The 22,639-nt window shown below is 35.5% G+C and carries 20 protein-coding genes; 2 read left to right on the plus strand and 18 right to left on the minus strand.

The annotated features are described in order from the left end of the window. Positions 1–18: 18 nt before the first annotated feature. From BCR26_RS05375 to BCR26_RS05385, 3 genes are all read right to left on the minus strand, one after another. Positions 19–1,350, minus strand: a complete 1,332-nt coding sequence (locus tag BCR26_RS05375) for a hypothetical protein (RefSeq protein ID WP_069697949.1) — start codon at positions 1,348–1,350, stop codon at positions 19–21. 205 nt (positions 1,351–1,555) lie between these two features. Further along, positions 1,556–2,776: a dicarboxylate/amino acid:cation symporter gene (locus BCR26_RS05380; protein WP_084387034.1), complete on the minus strand. Its 1,221-nt coding sequence runs from the start codon at positions 2,774–2,776 to the stop codon at positions 1,556–1,558. 65 nt (positions 2,777–2,841) lie between these two features. Continuing rightward, complete coding sequence (locus BCR26_RS05385) at positions 2,842–4,119, minus strand: MFS transporter (protein ID WP_069697950.1); 1,278 nt, start codon at positions 4,117–4,119, stop codon at positions 2,842–2,844. Between the two features lie 361 nt (positions 4,120–4,480). Between BCR26_RS05385 and BCR26_RS05390 the strand changes: the two genes are divergently transcribed. Next, a complete protein-coding gene (locus BCR26_RS05390; RefSeq protein ID WP_069697951.1) occupies positions 4,481–6,115 on the plus strand; it encodes a PucR family transcriptional regulator in 1,635 nt (544 codons plus the stop codon). A 60-nt stretch (positions 6,116–6,175) separates the two neighbouring features. On the opposite strand, the gene arcC is transcribed toward BCR26_RS05390, so the two are convergent. Genes arcC through allC form a run of 8 tightly spaced genes read right to left on the minus strand, consistent with a single transcriptional unit; the run spans position 6,176 to position 15,276 of the window. Then, positions 6,176–7,114: a carbamate kinase gene (arcC, locus tag BCR26_RS05395; RefSeq protein ID WP_069697952.1), complete on the minus strand. Its 939-nt coding sequence runs from the start codon at positions 7,112–7,114 to the stop codon at positions 6,176–6,178. 12 nt (positions 7,115–7,126) lie between these two features. Beyond that, a complete protein-coding gene (locus tag BCR26_RS05400) occupies positions 7,127–7,972 on the minus strand; it encodes an oxamate carbamoyltransferase subunit AllH family protein (protein ID WP_069697953.1) in 846 nt (281 codons plus the stop codon). A 9-nt stretch (positions 7,973–7,981) separates the two neighbouring features. After that, on the minus strand, positions 7,982–9,250 hold the full coding sequence (locus BCR26_RS05405; protein ID WP_069697954.1) for a YlbE family protein: 1,269 nt from the start codon (positions 9,248–9,250) through the stop codon (positions 7,982–7,984). A gap of 13 nt (positions 9,251–9,263) precedes the next feature. Next, positions 9,264–11,021: an acyl-CoA synthetase FdrA gene (gene fdrA, locus BCR26_RS05410; protein ID WP_069697955.1), complete on the minus strand. Its 1,758-nt coding sequence runs from the start codon at positions 11,019–11,021 to the stop codon at positions 9,264–9,266. Positions 11,022–11,056: 35 nt separating this feature from the next. Beyond that, complete coding sequence (allD, locus tag BCR26_RS05415; RefSeq protein ID WP_069697956.1) at positions 11,057–12,106, minus strand: ureidoglycolate dehydrogenase; 1,050 nt, start codon at positions 12,104–12,106, stop codon at positions 11,057–11,059. A gap of 50 nt (positions 12,107–12,156) precedes the next feature. Further along, positions 12,157–13,224: an ureidoglycolate dehydrogenase gene (gene allD, locus BCR26_RS05420; RefSeq protein WP_069697957.1), complete on the minus strand. Its 1,068-nt coding sequence runs from the start codon at positions 13,222–13,224 to the stop codon at positions 12,157–12,159. 19 nt (positions 13,225–13,243) lie between these two features. Then, a complete protein-coding gene (gene allE, locus BCR26_RS05425) occupies positions 13,244–14,029 on the minus strand; it encodes a (S)-ureidoglycine aminohydrolase (RefSeq protein ID WP_069697958.1) in 786 nt (261 codons plus the stop codon). A 20-nt stretch (positions 14,030–14,049) separates the two neighbouring features. Next, entirely contained in the window at positions 14,050–15,276 is a 1,227-nt protein-coding gene (allC, locus tag BCR26_RS05430; protein ID WP_069697959.1) for an allantoate deiminase, read from the minus strand. A 165-nt stretch (positions 15,277–15,441) separates the two neighbouring features. On the opposite strand from allC, the gene BCR26_RS05435 reads away from it, so the two are divergent. After that, the gene (locus tag BCR26_RS05435) at positions 15,442–16,302 is read left to right on the plus strand and encodes an alpha/beta hydrolase (protein ID WP_084387035.1); all 861 of its coding nucleotides are present in this window, start codon (positions 15,442–15,444) and stop codon (positions 16,300–16,302) included. 145 nt (positions 16,303–16,447) lie between these two features. Here BCR26_RS05435 and tig read toward each other — a convergent pair whose 3' ends face one another. The 7 genes from tig to BCR26_RS05470 all read right to left on the minus strand — a co-directional run bounded on the left by tig (position 16,448) and on the right by BCR26_RS05470 (position 22,483). Further along, a complete protein-coding gene (tig, locus tag BCR26_RS05440) occupies positions 16,448–17,731 on the minus strand; it encodes a trigger factor (protein WP_069697960.1) in 1,284 nt (427 codons plus the stop codon). 280 nt (positions 17,732–18,011) lie between these two features. Continuing rightward, on the minus strand, positions 18,012–18,431 hold the full coding sequence (locus BCR26_RS05445) for a PTS sugar transporter subunit IIA (protein WP_069697961.1): 420 nt from the start codon (positions 18,429–18,431) through the stop codon (positions 18,012–18,014). A gap of 159 nt (positions 18,432–18,590) precedes the next feature. Next, the gene (murQ, locus tag BCR26_RS05450; RefSeq protein ID WP_069697962.1) at positions 18,591–19,490 is read right to left on the minus strand and encodes an N-acetylmuramic acid 6-phosphate etherase; all 900 of its coding nucleotides are present in this window, start codon (positions 19,488–19,490) and stop codon (positions 18,591–18,593) included. Between the two features lie 10 nt (positions 19,491–19,500). Next, on the minus strand, positions 19,501–20,352 hold the full coding sequence (locus BCR26_RS05455; protein WP_069697963.1) for a MurR/RpiR family transcriptional regulator: 852 nt from the start codon (positions 20,350–20,352) through the stop codon (positions 19,501–19,503). Positions 20,353–20,373: 21 nt separating this feature from the next. Beyond that, positions 20,374–20,850: a PTS sugar transporter subunit IIB gene (locus BCR26_RS05460; RefSeq protein ID WP_069697964.1), complete on the minus strand. Its 477-nt coding sequence runs from the start codon at positions 20,848–20,850 to the stop codon at positions 20,374–20,376. 18 nt (positions 20,851–20,868) lie between these two features. Further along, the gene (locus tag BCR26_RS05465; protein ID WP_069697965.1) at positions 20,869–21,687 is read right to left on the minus strand and encodes a PTS system mannose/fructose/sorbose family transporter subunit IID; all 819 of its coding nucleotides are present in this window, start codon (positions 21,685–21,687) and stop codon (positions 20,869–20,871) included. Next, on the minus strand, positions 21,680–22,483 hold the full coding sequence (locus BCR26_RS05470; protein ID WP_069697966.1) for a PTS mannose/fructose/sorbose/N-acetylgalactosamine transporter subunit IIC: 804 nt from the start codon (positions 22,481–22,483) through the stop codon (positions 21,680–21,682). Before BCR26_RS05470 ends, BCR26_RS05465 begins: the two co-directional genes overlap by 8 nt. Positions 22,484–22,639 lie beyond the last annotated feature (156 nt).

Raw genomic sequence — 22,639 nt, forward strand, 5'->3', positions numbered from 1 at the left:
TTTTTCTATAATTCATTTTTATTCTACTGCTTCAACTGTTTGATTCACTGAATCTAAATAACTATAATCAAGAAAAACCACTCGTAGATGATTCGATGATTTTTTTAAATCAAAATAAGTAGAGGCCTCTTTTTGTTCTAAATTAGTAATGGTTATATCTTTCAGTTTTTCTTGTAGCGCCTGTAATGGTATCTTTTTAACAGATTCTTTCGGTAAGTAAAACCGTAATACTGAAGTAAACGTATCATAATTCTCGTCCAGCACATTGATTTCCAAAAATTGACGAATGTAAAATTCATAGGCTGACACTCCGCCATCAATCGCCAAATCAGGATTTAATACACGATAGTTCATCATTTTCTGGCTTTTTTGATCGATCCACGGAAAATATGCTTGTGCATTCAAGATTCCTTTGGTTCGGTTTTCTAAGTAACGCTTATGAACATAATCATAACTTCGCGTCACAAAATTAGTTGCCGATTTTTTTTCAACTGGCTGTAGTTGGTCATTTTGATACTGAACAGTTTGAATCATATCATCAACAAAAGCAAATTCAATAAAGGGCGCTCGCAAAACACCCACACCGTTATTCCATGCTAGTTGGTCAAACCCCATTTGGTCTCTAAAAAGTCGTTGAAAATTTTTATTAACATCCATTTGCCAATTTTCTGGAGAATTAAAAAGAGTGATTTTAACAACATCATGGTCTAGCTCTTCTATTTTTTGAACTTGTTGGACTTCTAAAAAAACTTGCTTAGGAATTATTTGAAAATAGATATTGGAATAATACATTTTCCAACAAGACGTCAATGATAACCCTCTAAAATCCACATCGTATCCAGCCAATTGATTACAATCAATAACAATTTCTTTTTCATTGTTATAGCGTTTCGGTAGGTTAGAAATTTCTTTTTCACTGTCAAATTTTCGTTTCTCAATTTTTTCAACATTATTGTACAAATATTCATCTAGTGAACGAATTTGAGCATAAATACCATTTTTTATGACGCGAGTATCAAAGTAATCTTCAATCATCAGAGCATTTTCTGAATAAATTTCGGTATCTATAATATTTCTCATAAAAAGTGTCAAGTTAGCTATATGAAGCTGGAATTCACCACCCTGACATTTCAGCTTTAGCCATAAATTTTCTTCCTCAGATAATGCTTGAATCTTGGCTTGCAATTCTTTTAAATCAAAATCAGTTGCTATCTCTGTTCCCCATTGAAAGGTTTTAGGGGTGGTTAAAATACGCACTAAACTAAGCCAATCTAGTATTTCTTGCTGTAAATCAGTTAAAGAGAACCCAGCTAATTGAGCAACCATGTACATTTTATTTGTTTTACTCATTTCTTCCACCTCATTCCTTACTCTAAGTATATCGGAAAAATCTGTTTACTTCATCTATTATCCTTAGTAATTAGATGGAACGATAATCAAGGCAAAAAAGTGACACCTATGATTTAGCTCATAGGTGTCACTTTACTAAATTAGCTATAGCAATAGAATGTTTCTAAAAACTCTAGGCAGATAACTTTTTTACTTCGTACTATTTTTAGGAATTAAAAATATCATAATCTAACTCTTTTTCGTCTGCTGCAATAATTAATGCTACCGTTGTATCTGCATCGACATTTAACAACGTTCTAAACATTCCTGAAAACCAGTCGATCCCTGCTAAAAGGGCAATACTTTCTGTCGGTAAATTCAGCATTGGCATAACAGTTGCCAGTGCCACCAAGCCTCCTCCAGGAACAACAACTGTTCCTAGACAAGCCAACGTTGACAATAGTACTGCTTGAACTAGCTGACCAATTCCCATTTGAATATTATAGAACTGGGCAAAAGTAATAATTGATAGTGATAAGAAAAGCGATAAACCATTACTGTTTAAGGTCATCCCCAGAGGAATCACTAATTTTGATATTCGATCACTGATTCCTAATTTTTCTTTACAGTCTTCAATTTGAATCGGTAATGTCACCGCAGATGATGTTGTAGTAAATGCCACTAAAGACATTCGCCACATGTTTTGGATCAATTTTTTTAAGCTTACTTTGCAATAAAGTGCCGTAATAATCAACCAAACAATCAAGAATAAAATCGCACTCAATCCTAATGTCAGTAAAAATTTCATTAAAGTCACTAATACTCCCGTACCAACATTTCCTATTACTGGTGCAATCAAACAAAACACACCGATGGGCGCTAATTTCATGATTAAAGAAACCATTTTCAGAATCACATTATTGAAGGAAGAGACAAAATCTAAAATCTGTCCATTTTTCCCTTCATTTTTGATAAGACTCAACGCTAAACCAAATAGTAATGAAAACATAATGACTTGAATCATATTCGCTTGTGCCATGGCTTCAATAATATTTTTAGGAATAAAACCAACGATAATATCATGGAGACTCTCTGTGCTTGATTGTATAGTCGTTGATTCAAAACCTTTAAATGCTATACCAACACCTGGTTTTAGGATTAAACCAAACACGACTCCAATCACAGCTGCTAAAACAGTGGAACCCATGAACCAAAGGAAGACTTTAAGTCCTATTTTACCCAATTCTTTGGCTTCTAATCCTCCTACAGCTTCAATCACAGCCCCCATAATTAACACAACAACAGACATTTGAATTAGCCGTAAGAATAAATCCCCAACAATTTTTAGGAATTCAACTTTTTCTTGAAAAATGAATCCCGCAGCAATACCTAATACTGTAGCTAACATTACCTGATTTGTCATACTCATTTTACGAATTTTGTCCATAAAAATTTCCTCACTTTTTGAATAATGACGGATAATTCTACTACAAATTAAACGATAATTGCTTATTAAATAGTGGTTTTCTTTTTGTTAAGATTAGCAATAAAGAATAATGTTGTACCTAAAACTAATAGAATAACCGCGATATAGAAGCCCATTACTTTTGAGCCTGTAGCATCAGAAATTGATCCTGTTAATGTTGGTGCAATAACAGAAGACATCATTCCGAAGAAGTTGAACACGCCTAATGTTGTTCCAACACCTACTTTAGGAGCGTTCTCTCCAAGCCAAGAAATAATAATTGGTTCTACTGCTAGTTTCCCTAAAAATCCGTATAAGATAAGAGCTACTAAAAGGAATGTTGAATTTGTCGCTTGAACAGTTAGTAATAACATTGCTGCTGCCAGAAATTCCAAGATAACAATAAACCTTACTTTTTTATCCATATATTTATCTGCTAATCGACTAAAGAAAAGAGCTCCTGGAATTGATGCAAAGGCAACCAATGAAGAAGAGAAACCAATCGCTGCTCCTTCAAACCCTCTTTCTGTTCCTAAAAAGTTAGGTAACCAAGTAACTGTCATATAATAAGCATAGCAAGTAGCAAAATATAAAATATAAGCAAATAGCATTTTGGGAGAGAATAATTTTTTAAATGATACATGTTCTTTTTTTACAACTTCTGTTTTAGCTTCTTTAGCTGCTATTTCTGCTTCTGCCGCTGCCGATTGAGCTAAAAAGGCTGCATCTTCTTTGTTTCCACGAATAATTAGCATAAATGCAATTAGCATACAAATAATCAATACAACTGAAATATACATCATAGTTTGCCAAGGCATTTTAAGTTGTACTACTAAGAAACTAGAAAGAATTAAACCAATCCCTGACCCCACTGCTGAACCGCTGTTGACAATAGCTGTTGAGAAACTTCTTTTTTCCTGTGGAATATTTTGAGAAGTTAAAGAATAAGCTGATCCGTAAAATGAACCACAGCCTAATCCAGCCAAAATACTACCTAAATAAATCATCGAAATGCTTGTTGCTTGCGAAATTAGAAGCGCTGCAATTCCAAAAACGATAAAGCCTGGAATCAATACTTTTTTCTTTCCAATCTTATCGACTAAAAATCCTGCTGGTATTTGCATAGCAACATAGCCTAAGAAATAAAAACTTGAAATTGATCCTAGTGCCGTATCTGAGATATTTCCTCCCAAAGATGCATTAATTTGTGGATAAGCTGGTGCTAAAGCGGAACGATAAACCCAAATCGTTACCCAGCCTGAGCAAAGTAAAATAATAATTTTTTTCCAATACTCCATACCGATACCTTTACTTTTTCTATCCATGTTTTTTCCTCCAACCTTACATTTTCTTTAAATCCTCAAAAAGTTTGTGCATTTACCTCCTATAAAAAAATGAAATCATTCATCATCCCACCTAATTGTAAGCGTTAACTAGAGAAGTCGCATCATTATCTTTCACAAACTTATCAAATTATTTGTGCAATTTAAACAATCATTTGATTATTTATACAAAGTGTTTCTATTGTGCATTCATTTCTGCAATCTTCAGACATTTCACTAATTTTATCTTCATGTCATCTTGTCTATTTTAAATAAAAAAAATATAATTTAGGGCATTTTGCACAAAACACTCTTGAATAGGAATGCGCTATCATTTAAAATAGGTACAAAAGGAGGATGTCGTTTGACTACATTAGAAGAATTACTTAAAATCCCAAGATTTTCTGATTTAACATTGCTTACACTACCAACCGAAGCAAATACTATTGTTGAAAGTATTGAGATTTCTGAAACACCAGATGTCGCAAATTTTATTCCTAAAAAAATTTTTCTTTTAACTACAGCAATGGTTTACAAAGATAAACAAAAAGACTTAATTGCCTTAATCGATTCTCTTAAAGAGCAGGAAGCTGCAGGAATTGGTATCAAAGTTGGCCGATTTATTGAGGCAATCGATCCTGAAGTGATTGCCTACGCCAACAAAATAAAATTCCCAATTGTTAAAATTCCCAGTACCCAACCTTTAGGTGCCTTGCTTCATCAATTATTGAACTATTTATGGAATACAAAAACAGAGCAACTTAGTTATGCCTTAGATATTCAAAAACGTTTTTCTGATTTACTAATTCACGATGTAAGTATAGCCAGATTTATTGCTGATTTCGGGAAAATGATTAACACGCCAGTTATCTTGTTGAGTCCTTATCGCAAAGTGATTGCCCATTCAAAACATTTTACTCAAACATCTAAGCCGGCAGAATACTATGTAGAACAGCTAGCTGCAAAATATGATTGTTGGATTGAGGACAACCATGCGTCATTTATTATCAACGATTTAAATCAAATGCCTCTGCAAATTGCTGGCTTTTCCGTTACATTCAATAGTTATTTCCCTCACTATTTGTTGATTTTAAATCCAGAACAAGTTCCTTATCCAATGTCAGAATTTGCAGTAGAACAAGCCTGCTTAGTGCTATCATTTATGCTTTATAAAAACCAAAAAATACAAGAATCCCTTGAATTACTGAAAAGCGATTTTTTAACACAATTAATCGAATCGCAACAAACACCTCATCAAACAAAACGTGATTGGTTAGATTTAGGTGCGAATTACGGCTTCAAAAAAAGTACGCAATATCAAGTTGTCTATGCTGCTTGTTATCAAACGTCAACAACTGCAACAAAAATTAAATACCAACAAGAAGAAAGTGATATTGCCTTCCAATGGTTGCAAGAAACATTACCCTTACGTGTTAAAAACATCAGTATTTTTAAAGTCAAAAACACAAATCATTTAGCGATTTTAGTCCAAAGTCGGGTAGATAATTTAGAAGCAGTTCTTAGAGAAGTATCAGTAGAACTCAGTGAAAAATTGCCTATCACGTTAACTTTCTCCTTAGGAAACTTATACGAAACAATTGAACAAATTGCTAGCTCATTTATTGAGGCCAAGACAGCTTATGAAGAAATGCTGACACTAACAGAACTTAAACTGACCCATCGCTACCTCCCAAAAGGAATGAAAAGTTTATTTGAAAAAATGAGCCTTGAAGATATCCATTATTTCTGCGAAACTACCTTAAAGGAATTAGCTTATCCAATCGAGGACTCTTTTATTGAGCTACGGAAGACATTACAATGTTACCTAAGTTTCCAATGTGAGATTTCAAAAACAGCGAAAGAGATGTTCTTACACCGCAATACAATCAAATATCGTATCGATCATTGTGCCAAACTGCTTGGAAAAAACATTCAAGACCCAACGAATAGTTTGAACTTACGATTGGCTTTAGAGCTTTCTGATCGCTCTAATCAATAGTTACTAAAAAAGAAGTTAAAAAAGAGAAATTCACTCTTTTTTAACTTCTTTCGCTTTATCTTAGCCAGTTATTCTTGTACCCGCTTTTCCTAACAGGGCTTGGTCAGCTTCCTCTAAGGAACAAATAATTGCCGTTTTCCCTTGCTCTGCAAAAGCAATTGCGGCTTCCATTTTCGGCCCCATACTTCCATCAGCAAAATGGCCTTGCTCCATATATTTTTGGGCTTGTTCTACTGAAATGGTTGCCAACTTCTCTTGATTTTCTTTGCCATAATTAATATAAACATTACTTACATCTGTCAGCATCATAAATACATTGGCATCAATTTGTTCTGCTAATTTTTTACCTGTTCGATCCTTATCAATTACAGCTTCAATCCCTTTTAATAAGCCATTTTGACAGCGAGTAACTGGGATGCCACCCCCACCACCAGCAATCACAATCGTATTTTGATTTAACAAATTAACAATTGCGTCTACTCCGTGAATGGATTTAGGTTTAGGCGAAGGAACAACTCGACGATAACCACGTCCAGCATCTTCCATCATGACCCAGTTTTTTTCTTGCTCTAATTGTTTTGCTTCACTTTCAGAATAGAAAATACCAATTGGTTTCGTTGGATGATCGAACGCTTCATCCTGTGCTGAGACTTCTGTTTGAGTTAATAACGTAATTACATTACTGGTTAGTCCTCTTTCTTCTAGCGTATTCTTCAAACTTTGTTCTAACATATACCCAATAAATCCCTGTGATTCAGCATTACAGACATCTAATGGAAACGGAGGAACAACTTCTTTCGCTTCTTCATTTTGTCTTAAAATATTGCCCACTTGCGGACCGTTTCCATGTGTTAGTACAATTTCATAATCTAATTCTTCTATTTTTGCCACTTGTTCAGCACTTATTTTTACATTCTCTAATTGAACTTCCAACGTTGCTTCTTGATTTGGTTTTAAAATCGCATTACCACCTAATGCAATCACTACACGATTTGCCATAGAAATCCTCCTTCATTTCCCCCTAAAATAAGCTACTGTTCCTAAAAATCCAGCCAATAAATCTATCCCCGAAGTATGACCGAAATTAATTACTGCTTCAACCCCTAGTTTCATTTGTTCCTGACTACATTCTTCTACCAATAATTGCATTAAATCTTTTACTGGCCTGCTAAATCGTCCTACTATTCCGCACTTTAAATAATGCAGACTGACATCTGTTGTAGGTGATGTCGTTGCTCTCAACTCTTCATGTAAAAGTAGTTTCACATTTTTTGAGTTTTTTTTCAACAGAGTCATTGCAGCTAAATGCCCTAATAACATGTCATCCCCAGTAGTTGTTAAGCCTGGTCCCCGTCCTAAAAAAAATGCCACACCGCGCCTTTGCTCTTCAATTTGTTCTGACGAAAGCATAGAAATAGCATGCATAAATGGGTTTTCTACTTCGATTAATTCAGTCAAAGAACGCTGAAAGCCAGTTTCTTTTTTCAATTTTTTGCAATAGAAAGTGAAATATTCCATTGCTGATTCCATCCATTCTCCTGAGTGTTCAATTTCTGAAGTATACGTTTCCCCATGAGTCAAAATTAAGTGATGGTCTGAAAAAGAAAGCCTCTCTTTCCCCCAAAGAAGTGAGTCCCCCATTTTGATTGTTGCTCTGATGTTGAAAAAATCATTTCTATTCAGATAAATGCCATTTGGTAAAAAAGGATAGTCAGTGGTCGTAACAACCACTAACTCTTTTTTCTCTTCAGTTTGAAGATTAAAACTATTTTTATATATGCTATGAACGTGCCAATTTTGATAGGCAAATGATTCATTTAGTAAATACTGGTCAATAGCTGCTACGTTAATAAACATTTTTTCACCTTATTCAGCAAAACCTAATTTCTTAGCATAAGCTAGCACAGCTTTTTCAAAACAGTCGATTGGAGGAGTTACGGTTCCTGCACCGATTTGACCTAAGCCGGCTTTTTTATTGGCAATTCCTGTATTGATTACAGGCAAAATACCTGTTTCTACGACTTTCCTAGCATCTATTCCTAAACAAATCCCTTTGAAGTCCCATGTTGGAACTGGGAAGTTTGGATTACTATCGATACAAATTTCCGTCATCTCATTACTTGTATTTAAAGCATCATAAAAGCCGCCTGAACCGACAAATCGAGTCACAGCTGGGGCAGCAATCATTGCCATCCCACCTACTCCAAAAGTTTCTGTAATTGCGCTGTCACCCATATCTGGTGCAGCATCGGCTTCACTAAATCCAGAGAAATATAATCCTTGTGGCGTGTTGACTGGTCCTGTGAACCATTCATCACCCATACCTGCAATACGGATCCCAAATTCATAACCATTTCTGCACATTGCTGTCACAATCGTTCCCTCTTCAATTAATCTAGCACCATCCATCACTGCTTTAGATGCTGCCATCATGATATTTAGGAAGAATTGATCTGTATCTGCTAAAAATTGGATGACTTCTTCTTTCATTACTTGATCAATCTCTTTTAGCCCTACAATACTCGGTGCTACTTCTTTTAAGAAAGCAAGAGAGGCTGCAATATTTCTTTGATGAAATTCATCTCCCATTGCAATAGCTTTCGCTACTAAGACATTAATGTTAATACCTTCTTCTTTCGTTTTTAAAGCTGCACTTAAGACCGGCGCTAAAGTATCTCTCATCCATCTTAAACGATTAATCACTTCCGGAGAATACGCCCCAAAACGCAATACAGCTCCTATTCCCTCATTCATTGTACAGAAGGCATGATTACCATCCGTTTTATTTTCAACCACTAAAACAGCCATATTACCAGAAGTAATGCCTCCCATTGGTCCGACTGCATTAACATGATGACAAGGAATTAGCTTTACTTCTCCATTTGCCAACATATCTCTAGCTTCCGCTTCTGTTTCACACCATTCTTCAAACAAAACAGCCCCTACACAAGCACCTTGAATTGGATCAACCATTTTGTCATACGTAATTGGAGGTCCAGCGTGAAGTAATACTTTTCCTTCATTTAGCTGACTAATAACTGATTTAGCTGGAACAACATCTAATAAGAAAGGAGAACCAGCAACAATTTTTGCGGCTACCGCTTGGTTTGCTTCATCGATTGTTTTATATACCATTTTTTTCGTCTCCTTATTTATCCAATTCAACTTTATTTAGAAATTGCAATGCTTTTTGCAAAGTAATGTTGCCACCAGCAATCGGTTGCCAATCATACTGGATTACTTTTCCGCCATGATTTACGATTGCTTCTGAAAAACTTCGTAACCCAATATTGATAAAAGATTGGTTCGTTAACAATGCCAACATTTTTTCTGAAGGTTCGATTTTTACTTCTTTATCTACAGATTGAGAAATAATTGATTTTTCATCAGAATCTAAAGAATGGCCCAATATTCCTAATGCCAAACGAACGGCTTGCGCATTACTATCACAAAGAATAGTACCCGCTTGTTCCATAATCGCTGTTTGCTCATGAATATTTTGAGGATCTTCATCTGTCCCAACAATGGTAGCAATGACAACCAAGTCTCTGCCTTCTGCTTTGGCTGTCTCTTTGATTGACTTAATCGTTGGTGCTAATTCTTGAGCCATGTTTTGATGAGAACCATAGCCTAGCACGATGTCTAAAAGAATAATCGCTGTTTCAGCATCTTTTCCAGCAGTTTCTAACATCTCTTTGCGTTTCGTTGGATCAATCATCGGATGCGGTTTTCCTTGTGTATAGATATCGTCGCCTAAATCAATGATTTCATGCCCTTCGACTTTTAAAATAAAGCCAGCAGGAGTCGCTGGGTTTTCAGCTAAACCTAACCCTTCTTCTAAAAGCATCGCTGCTTCATAGGCAAGAGTTCCTCCTGAATAAAGCCCTTTAACAAATTTTTGCTGAGAGCTAAAAGTATTTTCAGGAATTAGTAACGTTTCTTTAATTGGAACAACGGGTTCTTTCTTTAACAATTGAACAGCTATTTCAGCGGCTTCTTCCAATGTGTACGCATGATAAAGATTTTCCTCATGGTTAACTGGTTTTTCTCCCAAGAAAATTGTAACAGCTGGTTTTGAAAGACTTCTTAATAGACCTAAGACTTCATCACGTACTTCTGGTGCAGGTGGTTTTGAAATCACGACGATTACTTCAGTGTTAGTATCTTTCTCTAACGTAACAATGCTATCTTTTAAAGTAATACCTCCGATTTCAGCTTTTAAATCGCGTCCACCGGTTCCGATTGCGTTTGTTACACCACCACCAAGTTTATGGATAAGCGTTGTTACTTCTTGAATCCCAGTTCCAGAAGCACCTACAACACCAATTTTTCCTTTACGAATAGCGTTAGTGAAAGCAACAGGAATTCCATTAATAATTCCTGTTCCACAATCTGGTCCCATTAGTAACAAGCCAGCATCATGAGCTTGCTCTTTTAGACGTCTTTCGTCTTCGGTTGAAATGTTGTCACTAAAACAAAAAACATGTTTGCCTTCATCTAATGCTTTCTCAATTTCCAGTGCCGCGTGTGTGCCAGGAATAGAAAAAACTGCAACACCGGCATCTTTTCCTAAATCAAAAGCTTTATCCCGTGTTTTAACGACTTCTTCATTCGCATTGTCACCGCCACCTTTTGTCTGTTCCTCTAAAAAGGCATCTATTTCCGTTAGTACTTGCTCAACTAGCGAACTATTTTCAATATCTAAAACAATTGCCATATCATTAGAAGAAGCTGCTTCTAGTTCATCCGTATACAATCCACCTGTTTTAAAAATATCTTTATTCGCAGGAGTTCCCATCATCACAGAAACATTTTCAACGCCTTCTAATGTATTTAATTTATTCGTTAATAGCATTAAGACAATCGAGTCTTGGTAACTATTTTCCTTTATAATCGTGTGTAGCATCAACATTCCTCCGTTGCTCTATTTTGCAAAAATCACTATTCTGCAAATTTGTTCTTATGATCGTAACGATCATAATGAATATCATCACTAACTAAATAGTTGTAAATATCATCTACAATTTCAATTCCTTCTGCTTCGTAATTCTTCTCACGCATTCTGCCACGTTCACCAGGATAGTTTACTTCTTTAAACCCAGGACTAGGCGCTATTGCTTTTATTTCATCTAACATTGCTGAAATATTTTTTTTGAAGGTTTCTAGCCCAATAAAGAATTCTGGATTAATAACTATATGAAGCTGACCCAGTTCTCTTCCTTTCGATAAATCGTGATACATAGATGAAACATGCTTGCCAAAAGGTACTCCTAACAAAATACCAGATAAAATATCGACCATCATCATTAATCCGTAGCCTTTAGGTCCCGAAATCGGTAACAGCGCATTTACTTTGGTAGAGTCTGTCGTTGGATTTCCTTCTTCATCTACCGCCCATGAATCTGGGATTGCTTCTTTTTTAGAGCGAGCATGCAAAATTTTCCCCCAGGCTTGAACAGTCGTTGCCATATCAAAAGTAATCATCCGGTCATCGTTGCTAGGTGCAGCAAAAGCAATTGGATTTGTTCCAAAATAAGGTTCGCTTCCACCGAAAGGAACAACCATTGGATCTGATTGACAAACAGAAAGAGCCACCATATCTTGAGCCGCAGCCATTTCAACGTAATAAGCCAAAGCACCACTATGAGAGATGTTGCGAGCACCAACTACTGCAACACCATTTTCTTTTGCCATTTCAATCGCATGATCCATTGCTAACTTCGCAGCAACAAAGCCCGAACCATTATCTCCTTCAAAGACACCGCAACTAGGGCCTGTTTGGTCAAAAGAAAATTTTGGATTATTTGTAATGCCACCTTTTGCTATTCGTTCTGAATAATACTCGACCCGCATTGCACCATGTGAATGAATACCCCTAGCATCAGCAAAAGTTAACACGTCACTTACAATTGAAGCATGCTCTTCTGATAACCCAGCTTTATTAATTTTATTTTTAATTAACTGATGTAACTCTGTTTTACTTACTTTCATTATAAAAATCCTCCTTTTCTTTTTTCCTTTTTATTTTTCGATTAAAAAAATTACTTTTTCTCACCAAACGCATTCGTATTTTCGTAGTAATCAAAATGGATGTCATCACTTATCAGATAGTCATAAATATTTTTTACTACGTTGATTCCCGAAGCCAAAGCTTTTTCATAGCTAATTTGATTGATTTCTCCAGGATAATAGACTTGATCAAAACCATTTGCTGGCGGAATGCTGTGTAATTCTGTTACCATGCTGTCAATCGTTTCTTTAAAGACTTCTAAATTAGTAAACCGTTTAGGATCGATCAAAATATATAATTGACCTAAATTTCTTTTTTCTGTTAAATCATCATACATAGAAGAAACATGTTTGCCGAAAGGTAAGCCTAGTAACATCCCAGCCAAAATATCAACCATCATCATTAAACCATACCCTTTAGGTCCAGCAATTGGCAATAAACCATTAACAGCATATGGATCGGTAGTTGGATTCCCGTCTTTGTCTACTGCCCAAGTGTTTGGAATTTCTTTGTTTTTTGACCGAGCATCTAGAATTTTTCCCCAGGCTTGGACTGTTGTCGCCATATCAAATACGACCGGTTCATGATTTTTTCTAGGTGCTGAAAACGCAATTGGATTTGTTCCAAAATAATTTTCTTTGCCACCAAAAGGAACCACCATCGGATCAGATTGACACATAGCAATGCCAATTAGTTCTTCTTGAGCCGCTTTTTTTACATAATACGATAGAGCTCCACTATGAGCCATTTTAGAAATGCCTACAACAGCTACACCGGATTCTTTTGCCATTTCAATCGCATGTTCTAATCCTTTAAGAGCGACATATTGACCGACACCATTGTCTCCATGAACAATACCCGAACTAGGCCCAGTCTTTTCAAACTCTATTTTGGGATCAAGTGTTACTCCGCCTTTAGAAATTTGTTCAGCATAATATTCAACTCTGACAGCACCGTGAGAGTGAATCCCGCAAGCATCCGCAAATACCAAATGTGTCGCCACTTCAGTTGCATGTTCTTTTTTTAATCCTGCCTTCTCTAATTTGTTTTGGATTAAATCATGCAATTCTTCTGGTTTCACTGCAACAGTTTCATTCATTTTTCTACTTCCTCTTCAATTAAATTTCTGGGTCACGATTACAATCTTTTGAATAGACATACATCAATGGTTCTTCTCTTCCGACAGCATAAGCTGCTTGCTGTACATAAGAGCTCATAAAGATATAGTCTCCTTTTTCCACTGGCATCCATTCGTTATCTAAGTTGTACATTCCTTGACCAGAAAGCAAATAAGCTCCATGTTCTTGATAATGCGTTTCAATATAACCATGACTTGCCCCTGGTTCAAATGATAGAATGTGGAAATTCATATCAAAACCTAAATCTTTCGGTAAGAAATCCCATAAAAGAACATCTTTCATCCCTTCGTATTCAATTGGTTCTAGGTCATTTACATTGCCCACCACTTTATGCGCTTTATATCCTTCTAACGGTTGATAACGTTTTTTATACAAGAAAATTTCTGTATCTTCTGCTTGTCCATTTTCTAAATACATTAAAGTACTCTCAGGTAAATAAACATAGCCACCTTTTGTTAATTCATGACTTTCAATGCCATCACTTACTTTTAATGCACCATCAATGACATAAACAATCGTTTCAATTCCTTCTCCACCAAAACCACGAGCATTTTTTCCATCTTTGTGCATTGTGATAATATAATCAACAAAATTCGCTCCTAATTGTTTAGAGCCTAAAATTGAGCAATCACAATTTTCAAAGCCAGGAATCACATTATTGACTAATCCTTCGTGAGTAATTAACGCATAATTATTTTTTTTAATTACTGATCGAGAAGACAATAAACCATCTAAATAACCCATCTTACCGTTTTTATAACCCATTTTTCTTTTCCTTCTTTCTTTTATTTGTAAGCTAGTTCATATAACGTACTAGCTAAAACTTTAACCCCTGCAACTAAATCATCTAATTTTGTTTCTTCTGCTGGATTATGGCTAATCCCATTAATACTTGGTACAAAGATCATTGCTGTTGGAAAATGTGGTGCAATTATTTGAGAATCGTGTCCAGCACCACTATGCATCAACTTGTATTTCATTTTTTCAGACTGTGCTGCTTTTTCAATTGTCGAAACAATTGTTGCGTCCATAGGAACTGGTGCTTCATCCATCCATAAATCAATATCAATTGCTAAGCCATGTTTTTTTGCAATTTCTTGCATCAGTGCTTCGATTTCTTCAGTGAAAGAAGCTAATGCAACGCTATCGGTATGACGACAATCCATTGTGAATAGCACTTCTCCTGGAACAACATTCACTGTATTCGGTTTCGGTTCTACTTTTCCAAAAGTCAGAACAAGTGGATCGCCAACCTCTAATGCACGATTGATCGCTTCATAACAAATTTCTGAGAATCCATAAACGGCATCCTTACGATAACCCATTGGCGTTGTTCCTGCATGATTTGCTTCGCCCTTCAAAACAATCGTATAGCGTTTTTGACCTGCAATATTATTTACGACACCAATTTGTAACTCTTCTTTCTCCAAAACATTTCCTTGTTCAATATGAATCTCAACAAATGCTTTGATATCATCTCTTTTTTCCTTTTTTTCATCTCTGAAATCAAAACCACAACGTTTCATTTCATCGATAAATTTCAACCCCTCAAAATCCGCAATTTCAAGAACATCTTCTTTTTTCGCTTCTTGGACGAAATTTTTACTCCCCCAAAATACGGTTGGAAAACGACTTCCTTCTTCTTCCGCCATTGAGATAACTTCCAGTGAACGTAGCGGTTTCCCATGTGTTTCAAGTAAATATTGAATTGCTAGATAGGCGGCAATGACACCAAATTGTCCATCTAACGTACCACCATTTACAACTGTATCAATATGAGAACCTGAAAGAATCGTTTCTTCTGGATACTTTGTTCCCTCGACTCTCCCAAAAAGGTTTCCTACTTCATCAAATGAAGCAGACATACCGATTGCTTCTAACTTTTCTTTAACAGTATTTTGTGCAGCTAACCAAGAATCGGAGTAAAGTAAACGAGTCATGCCTCCCGTCGGAGCATTTCCTATATTAGATAGACAATCTATATTTTCTTTTAGTACTTTTTCTAAATCCATTCATTTCATCTCCTTCTTTTATTATCATAACCATTGTAAGCGGTTGCCCATTTGTGCACACTGGACATATTTCACAAATTAACTCCTATCTTTGTGCGAATTAAACATAATTGCTCGATTTAATTCGTTTAAAATAAAGACAAGTTCGTGAAATAGGAGGATTTTATGAAAAAACAAGTCGTTCAATATGCGCAATTAGACCAATTAAATTTATGTATGACTTTCTATTCTCAGCAGATATTCTCTTCTGCCAAGGCAACAATTCTTTATCTACATGGAGGTGGGTTACTTTACGGAAATCGTGATGACTTACCTACGGAAGTTATTGAACTCTTTTTAAAAAATGGCTACAACCTTTTAACAATCGATTACCCTTTAGCACCTGAAGTAAAACTTCCAACAATCTATGCTTTTTTGGAACAAGCAATAGATTGGTTTCAAGCTAACTATCAAAAACAATTGAAGATAAAAACGTCTGATTACTTTTTGTTTGGACGTTCTGCTGGCGGTTATCTCGCCTATCTGTTATCGGCTAGACATCGTTGCCATAAACAAAAAGGATTAATTAGTTTTTATAGCTATTATGAATTGACCTTACCTGAATTAAACCAGCCTAGCCCTTATTATCAAAAGTTTTCTAAAGTCTCTCCTTTAGAGGCGCAAGCATTGATTCGTTCTGCTCCTTTTACAGCGGCGTCAATTAATGAAGGTTTTTCTCTCTATTTATCTGGAAGACAATTTGGAAATTGGTTAAATTATTGCTTAGCATCTATTCCTGAAAAAAGAAACTTTAGTTTAACAGAAAATGAATTACTAGACCTTCCACCAACATTTTTAACTCATAGTGTGGCAGACCAAGACATCCCTGTACATTCATCAAGAAATGCTGCTAGAAAAATTCCTTTTGCTACGTATAAAGAAATCGAAAAATTACCTCATGATTTTGACAATAATTTAGCACACCCAGAAAGTTTGCAACTATATCATAACGTTATTTGCTGGATGAATGGAGTACAATCTCTTTGATTTTATCATATTTACAAGGCAGTACACAGGTCGTAAACTAAAACCGTGTTAATCCAAATAAATTGATTACCATACAAAAAAGGGCTACCCAAAGATTTAATTTGGGCGGCCCTTATCACTGGAAAGTAATTATCTAAATTCCAATTTATTTTTCAGTTGCTGATTCTGTTACGACTTCAACAGCTCTCTTCATACGAATATCATGTTTTAACATATCTTCAGTTAAGACTTTTTTCACTTGTGCAACTGGCATGTTATATTGTTCAGCTAATTCACTGATTTCTTTATCCATATCTTCTTGTGTTACTTCAATGTTCTCAGCATCAGCAATTGCTTCGATAACAAGATTTGTTCTTGTACGAACATCTGCTTCACCTTCAAATTGTTTATGCAAGTCTTCTTCAGTTGAACCAGTTAATTGATAATACATATCTGGTGCAATTCCTTGACGTTGCATATTGTTCAAGAATTCGTCCATTGAACGGTGTACTTCATCATGAACCATTACATGTGGAAGTTCTACGATTTCTGCATTGTCAACAGCTTGACGAATAGCAGCTTCGTCTTTGGCTTCTGTTGCTGCTGCTTCTTTAGACTCTGTTAATTCTTTACGATATTTTTCTTTTAATTCGTCTAATGATTCAACTGAATCATCTACGTCTTTAGCAAATTCATCATCTAATTCAGGTAATTCTTTTGCTTTTACTTCGTGAATTTTCACTTTGAAAATAGCTTCTTTACCTGCTAAATCTTCTGCTTGGTAATCTTCTGGGAAAGTAACTTTCACTTCAACATCTTCGCCAGCTTTTTTACCAACTAATTGTTCTTCAAAACCTGGAATGAATGAGTTAGAACCTAATTCTAGAGAATGGTTTTCACCTTTTCCACCTTCAAAAGCTTCGCCTTCTAAGAACCCTTCAAAATCAATAACAGTAGTATCGCCTTCAACTGCTGCTTCGTCTTCTTTGATTACTAATTCAGCTTGTGCTTCTTGTTCACGTTTGATGCGAGCATCTACGTCTTCTTCTGTTACTTCACGGTCTTGTTTTTCAACTGTTAAGTTTTTGTATTCACCTAATTTAACTTCAGGTTTAACAGTTACTTCAGCAGTGATAATCCAATCTTGCCCTTTTTCCATGCTTTCAACATCAATTTTTGGTTGAGAGACAGGACTAATTCCTGCTTCTTTAATTGCTGCTTCATAAGCTTCTGGCAATACAGCATTTAATGCATCTTCATATAATGCAGCTTCGCCGTACATACGGTTAAATACTTGACGAGATACTTTCCCTTTACGGAATCCAGGGACATTTAAGTTCTTTTTCACTTTATTAAACGCTTGTGTTAATCCTTTTTCTACCATTGCAGGTTCGATAGAAAAAGTTAATACGCCATCGTTAGTACCTTTTTTTTCAAATTTCGCAGACATTTGTTTCCCTCCGAATAACTTAATTTTATACATGATTTTATTTTATGCATACCTTTAAATAGTACACTATCCCTTATAAAATGTAAACATTTTAAGCGATAACTACGGGAAATTAATTGAAAAATTAGTAGCGAATAAAAAGATACACAGACTTTTCTTAAAAATAATATTTGTTCCCTATTATCAAAATAGACTATTTGCCTAATCAGTGATTAGACCTGAAAACTATAGTAGAAATCTCCTTTTAAACCCATTCTCGAATACTTCCTTTTGCATTATGCTATTCTTCATACTCTTCTTCATCATCCACTTCTGGTATTATGATACTCTCTACCGCATTCCGACCAGTCTCTTGTAAAAAAAGCGCAAGCTCATCAACCGTATCCAGAGTTGAAACAGCCGCTTCAATAACCATCGCTAAATTCAATCCAGAAATAACTCTCATTTGTGGATAGTCATTCAATTTCATCATGGCTACATTACAAGGGGTTCCACCTTTTAAATCAGCAATAACCAAAACAGGTTCTTTTCCAATTTTATCCAAAACTTGATTCAATTTTTGTTGCGTTCCAGACAATCCATCTTGCTCACTCATGGAAATAACTTCTGCAGAAATTAAATCTCCTACAATCATTTTAGCTGATTGTAAAGTTTCAGATGCCATATTCCCATGGCTCATTAAAATTAAACGTGGCTTCATTTTTGTAGTCTCCTTTTTTATCAAATACATTTTTTGCTGATCGTCCTTTGATCTATAACAGATAATTCCACTAAATAATCTAGATTTATTTATGCTGTACAAAAATAGACTCTCAACATGGCAACACTATGAACCATTGGGAATCTATTTTGAGTAACATTAATTTTCATTTGCTAGTATATCTGAAATTTTATACTGATATTGTGTCAGTAACTTCTTCGCATGTTCTAAATCCGTATTGGTCTTAATCATAACTATTGCTTCTGGTACATGGTTCTCTGCTTTTTCTAAATATTTTTTAGCTACTAACGCATCAACCTTTGTTGCTTCGCAGATAATATTGATTGAACGCTGGACTAACTTTTCGTTGGTTGGTTGAACATTAACCATCAAATTTTGATAGACTTTACCTGCCTTTACCATAATTCCAGTAGAAAGCATGTTTAGCACCATTTTTTGAGCCGTTCCAGCTTTCATGCGAGTTGAACCAGTAATGACTTCTGCACCTACTACAGGAGCAATCCCGATAGCTGCCAAATGATTCATTTGACTGTTTTTGTTACAAGTTACAGCAATCGTGAGAGCACCAATTTCTTTGCCATATTCAATTGCTCCAATAGCATATGGCGTTCTTCCACTAGCTGCGATCGCAATAATGACATCTTTGCTTGTCAATTTGACTGCTTTCAAATCCGTTTTAGCCAAATCTTTAGAGTCCTCTGCCCCTTCCACCGCCTGAAACATTGCTCCCTCTCCACCAGCAATGATACCAAATGCTCGTTTTGGAGAAACACTATAGGTCGGTGTCAATTCAATAGCGTCTAGCGTCCCTAAACGACCAGAAGTTCCTGCACCACAATAAATCAAGCGGCCGCCTGTTTGATATCTTTCAGATGCTCGATCAATAGCCGCTGCAATATCAGGTAAAACTTTTTCTACAGCGAATGCTACTTTTCGATCCTCATTGTTAATTATTTTTACCATGTCTAATGTTGATAACTGATCAATTTCCATGCTGGCATCATTTCTTAATTCGGTTGTCAGCTCCTCTAACTTCATCCTGGTACACCTACTTCTCTTTCAATTTCTCTACAAGTTTTCTTGTATTAATCATATTTTTTTCCACCACTGTATCTAATTCATCTTGAATAGATCCTAAATATAAAACATCTCCAACCGCCATCGTAGAAGCAATCGATGCAATGGCTCCTACTCGCAATAAATGTTCATTTTCCGGTACTAACAAAATAATGTCACCTAGCTCTGTGATTCGTTCACTTGAATTCCTAGTAATAAAAACAACTGGCGTACTATTCTGTTTAGCAATCTCACAAGCAATCAAGACTTCCTTAGAATGACCACTATATGAAATAGCAATCAAAACATCTTTTTGAGTAGAATAATTCAAAAATTCAAACTGCATGTGTACATCGTAATTAAAAACAGCTCTTTTTCCTGCTCGATTAAATTTGTGATACAAATCATAGGCTGTTAGCGATGAGGAACCAATTCCCATAAGATAAATAGTTTCAGCTTTTTTTATTTTTTCAATACTTTGGGTTAAATCATTTTTATCAATCAAACTAAACAGATCCGCTACTGTAGAGTTTAAAAGTGATTCTACTTTCGCACAAACCATCTCAATTGAATCATCGGAAGAGACAATTGGATCAATCATAGTTGGTGTCTGCTCGGCGCCTTTTTTAGTGGCAATAGACAGTTTCATTTCTTCCCAACTATCAAAGCCAAGAGATTTTGAAAATCGTGTCACTGAAGCAGGGGATGTCTCACTATTTGATGCAATTTCATTGGCTGTTAATGAAAGAACCAATGTTGGATCTTTTAAAATGTAATTAGCTATTTTTTTGTTTACTTTTGAAAACCCTTTATATTTTTGTCTGATAATTCTGATTGCATCCATTATTTTTCATCCCCACTTCTCTTATTTAATAAAATTGGTAATTGATTCATCCGATTCAGAAGGAATCATTTGAGCAGTAATTTTTATCCCATTTCCAATCATCTGATTGATTAGTTGAATGTCTTCCTCGGTTAAAGCAACCGATTTTTTAATTGCTTTGCTGCCTTCTTTTTGTGACATATTCCCTACATTAAATGTTTTTAGAGGAATTCCAGCTTCAATCAATTCAAACATATCTTTAATGTCTTTGGTAATCAGAAATACTTTTTCTTCCTCATAATTTCCGGCTAAAATTTTTTCAATCGCTTTCCTTTTTGATAGGATAGACAATTTCACTCCTGCTGGCTTTGCCATTTTTAATGCACCTATTTGTAATTGATCTTTAACTGCCAGATCATTCACAACCATAATTCTTTGTGCTCCTAAGGTATTCGTCCAAACAGTTGCCACTTGACCATGGATCAAGCGCTCATCCACTCTTGCGTGCGCTATTGCCATACTTTTCACCCTTTCATTCTATAATATATGACCCATCCAAGAAGAAATCCCTTGAAAATTTCCTAAAAGCATTCCTAATAAAATTAAAACAAAAATTAATCTTGTTGAATTCATTTTCTTTTTGCCTAATAACCAGTATGATAACATGACAATCCCTAATGGAATCAAGGCTGGCAAAATTTTATCTAACATTTCTTGAATTGACAGTGTCACTTTTCCCATTTTAAATACTAAATCTAGTTTATAGGTAATAACCGACGGAATCAATCCACCCACCACAGTTAATCCTAGTATTGCAGCTGCTTGTGTTAACATTTTCATTTTGTCAGCAAATTCTGTGGCAATTTTTTTCCCTTGATGATAGCCAATCCAAGTAAACTTATAGCGTACCCATAGAACAGCAATCCCTGCAATCAATGGAATAGCTAATCCAAAAGCCTGTCCTCCTTGGGCCATATAAGCGGCAATCGAAAAAATAATCGCACGATAGATTGCAATAAAAATCGTATCTCCAACTCCTGCAAAAGGACCCATTAATCCTGTTTTTAAGCCTGTAATTGCTGCTTCATCTTCTATTCCAAATTCTTCTTCTAGCGCCATATCAGCTCCAATAATTAAATGAGACATCGCTGGAGTCGTATTAAAAAATCCTAACTGTGTTTTGAGTGCCTTCTTCATTTTCTCGGGGTTATCTCCATATAATCGTTTAAGCGCTGGCATAATTACATAAGAATAGCCTAACCCTTGCATTTTTTCATAGTTCCAACCCCATTGTAAACTAAAAAGATTACGCAAATAAACTTTATCAATATCTTTTTTAGTTAATTTGTTAGTCATCGATTTCTACCTCCTCATCCTCTTCATAAACAATAGTACCAGTTGTTGAAACGGCAGATTTATTGTTTTGGTTCATTACGTAAATCGCGGCTAAAGCTAGTCCAATCAATGCTACACCTAATACAGAGAAAAATTCTGCTCCATAAGCTAGTAGAACAAAACCAATAATAAAATACGGCCAAAACTTTTTAATTGGCAGATAGCGCATCAAAATAGCAATACCCATCGCTGGCAAAATCGCACCTGCTGCTTTTAAACCATTCATTACCCATAGAGGAATCCATTCGTTGATTACTTTAACCACATGTTCTCCAAAAAATAAACCAATAAAAACTGGTAATACTCTGGAAACTGACCAAGGAATTATTCCGAAAACATTGCATCGCTCAACCCCTCTGTAATTACCATCCTCAGCATATTGATCCGCTTTATGTTGAAAAAATGTGTTTGTCATTCGACCAAGAATATCCAATTGGGTTAGTAACAAACCAATCGGTACTGCTATGCCTATGCCATATTCAGCTCCTTGTCCTGAAATAATAGCATAAGCGGTTCCCATAATTGCTCCCGATAAAAAATCAGGTACTGTTGCTCCGCCATAAGTTGCTACACCTAACGTCATCAGCTGCAGAGTCGCGCCAATCATTAAACCTGTTTGAATATCCCCAAAAACCAATCCAGTAAACGTTGCAGCAAATAGTGGTGTGTAAGGACCAATCTGAATAGATATTTGATCTAACACACCAACAACAGTATAAATACATAAAATGAGAATGATACCAATAGAGACTTCCATTTTTTACCCTCCTTGAATTCGCTTTCTTTTCTACAAACAGAGTATACCACGTAAGAAATTACATTTCAATATAAATTAAAATAGATACAATAAAGAAATTCCATTTCTTTATTGTGTAAAAAAATAGGCATCTGAGACATACTTCAAAAACTAATG

The organism is Enterococcus rivorum (assembly GCF_001742285.1).
In the GTDB taxonomy this organism is placed as follows: Bacteria; Bacillota; Bacilli; order Lactobacillales; family Enterococcaceae; genus Enterococcus_L; species Enterococcus_L rivorum.

What these genes read in the sequence shown, in the direction of transcription:
- BCR26_RS05460 (WP_069697964.1), bottom strand. Translation starts at nt 20,850, where the DNA reads ATGGCAATAGCGCACGCAAGAGTGGATGAGCGCTTGATCCATGGTCAA.
- BCR26_RS05465 (WP_069697965.1), bottom strand. Translation starts at nt 21,687, where the DNA reads ATGACTAACAAATTAACTAAAAAAGATATTGATAAAGTTTATTTGCGT.
- murQ (WP_069697962.1), bottom strand. Translation starts at nt 19,490, where the DNA reads ATGAAGTTAGAGGAGCTGACAACCGAATTAAGAAATGATGCCAGCATG.
- BCR26_RS05405 (WP_069697954.1), bottom strand. Translation starts at nt 9,250, where the DNA reads ATGGTATATAAAACAATCGATGAAGCAAACCAAGCGGTAGCCGCAAAA.
- allD (WP_069697956.1), bottom strand. Translation starts at nt 12,106, where the DNA reads ATGAAAGTAAGTAAAACAGAGTTACATCAGTTAATTAAAAATAAAATT.
- allC (WP_069697959.1), bottom strand. Translation starts at nt 15,276, where the DNA reads ATGGATTTAGAAAAAGTACTAAAAGAAAATATAGATTGTCTATCTAAT.
- BCR26_RS05385 (WP_069697950.1), bottom strand. Translation starts at nt 4,119, where the DNA reads ATGGATAGAAAAAGTAAAGGTATCGGTATGGAGTATTGGAAAAAAATT.
- allE (WP_069697958.1), bottom strand. Translation starts at nt 14,029, where the DNA reads ATGGGTTATAAAAACGGTAAGATGGGTTATTTAGATGGTTTATTGTCT.
- BCR26_RS05470 (WP_069697966.1), bottom strand. Translation starts at nt 22,483, where the DNA reads ATGGAAGTCTCTATTGGTATCATTCTCATTTTATGTATTTATACTGTT.
- BCR26_RS05375 (WP_069697949.1), bottom strand. Translation starts at nt 1,350, where the DNA reads ATGAGTAAAACAAATAAAATGTACATGGTTGCTCAATTAGCTGGGTTC.
- BCR26_RS05380 (WP_084387034.1), bottom strand. Translation starts at nt 2,776, where the DNA reads ATGGACAAAATTCGTAAAATGAGTATGACAAATCAGGTAATGTTAGCT.
- allD (WP_069697957.1), bottom strand. Translation starts at nt 13,224, where the DNA reads ATGAATGAAACTGTTGCAGTGAAACCAGAAGAATTGCATGATTTAATC.
- arcC (WP_069697952.1), bottom strand. Translation starts at nt 7,114, where the DNA reads ATGGCAAATCGTGTAGTGATTGCATTAGGTGGTAATGCGATTTTAAAA.
- BCR26_RS05445 (WP_069697961.1), bottom strand. Translation starts at nt 18,431, where the DNA reads ATGAAGCCACGTTTAATTTTAATGAGCCATGGGAATATGGCATCTGAA.
- BCR26_RS05435 (WP_084387035.1), top strand. Translation starts at nt 15,442, where the DNA reads ATGAAAAAACAAGTCGTTCAATATGCGCAATTAGACCAATTAAATTTA.
- BCR26_RS05400 (WP_069697953.1), bottom strand. Translation starts at nt 7,972, where the DNA reads ATGTTTATTAACGTAGCAGCTATTGACCAGTATTTACTAAATGAATCA.
- BCR26_RS05455 (WP_069697963.1), bottom strand. Translation starts at nt 20,352, where the DNA reads ATGGATGCAATCAGAATTATCAGACAAAAATATAAAGGGTTTTCAAAA.
- fdrA (WP_069697955.1), bottom strand. Translation starts at nt 11,021, where the DNA reads ATGCTACACACGATTATAAAGGAAAATAGTTACCAAGACTCGATTGTC.
- tig (WP_069697960.1), bottom strand. Translation starts at nt 17,731, where the DNA reads ATGTCTGCGAAATTTGAAAAAAAAGGTACTAACGATGGCGTATTAACT.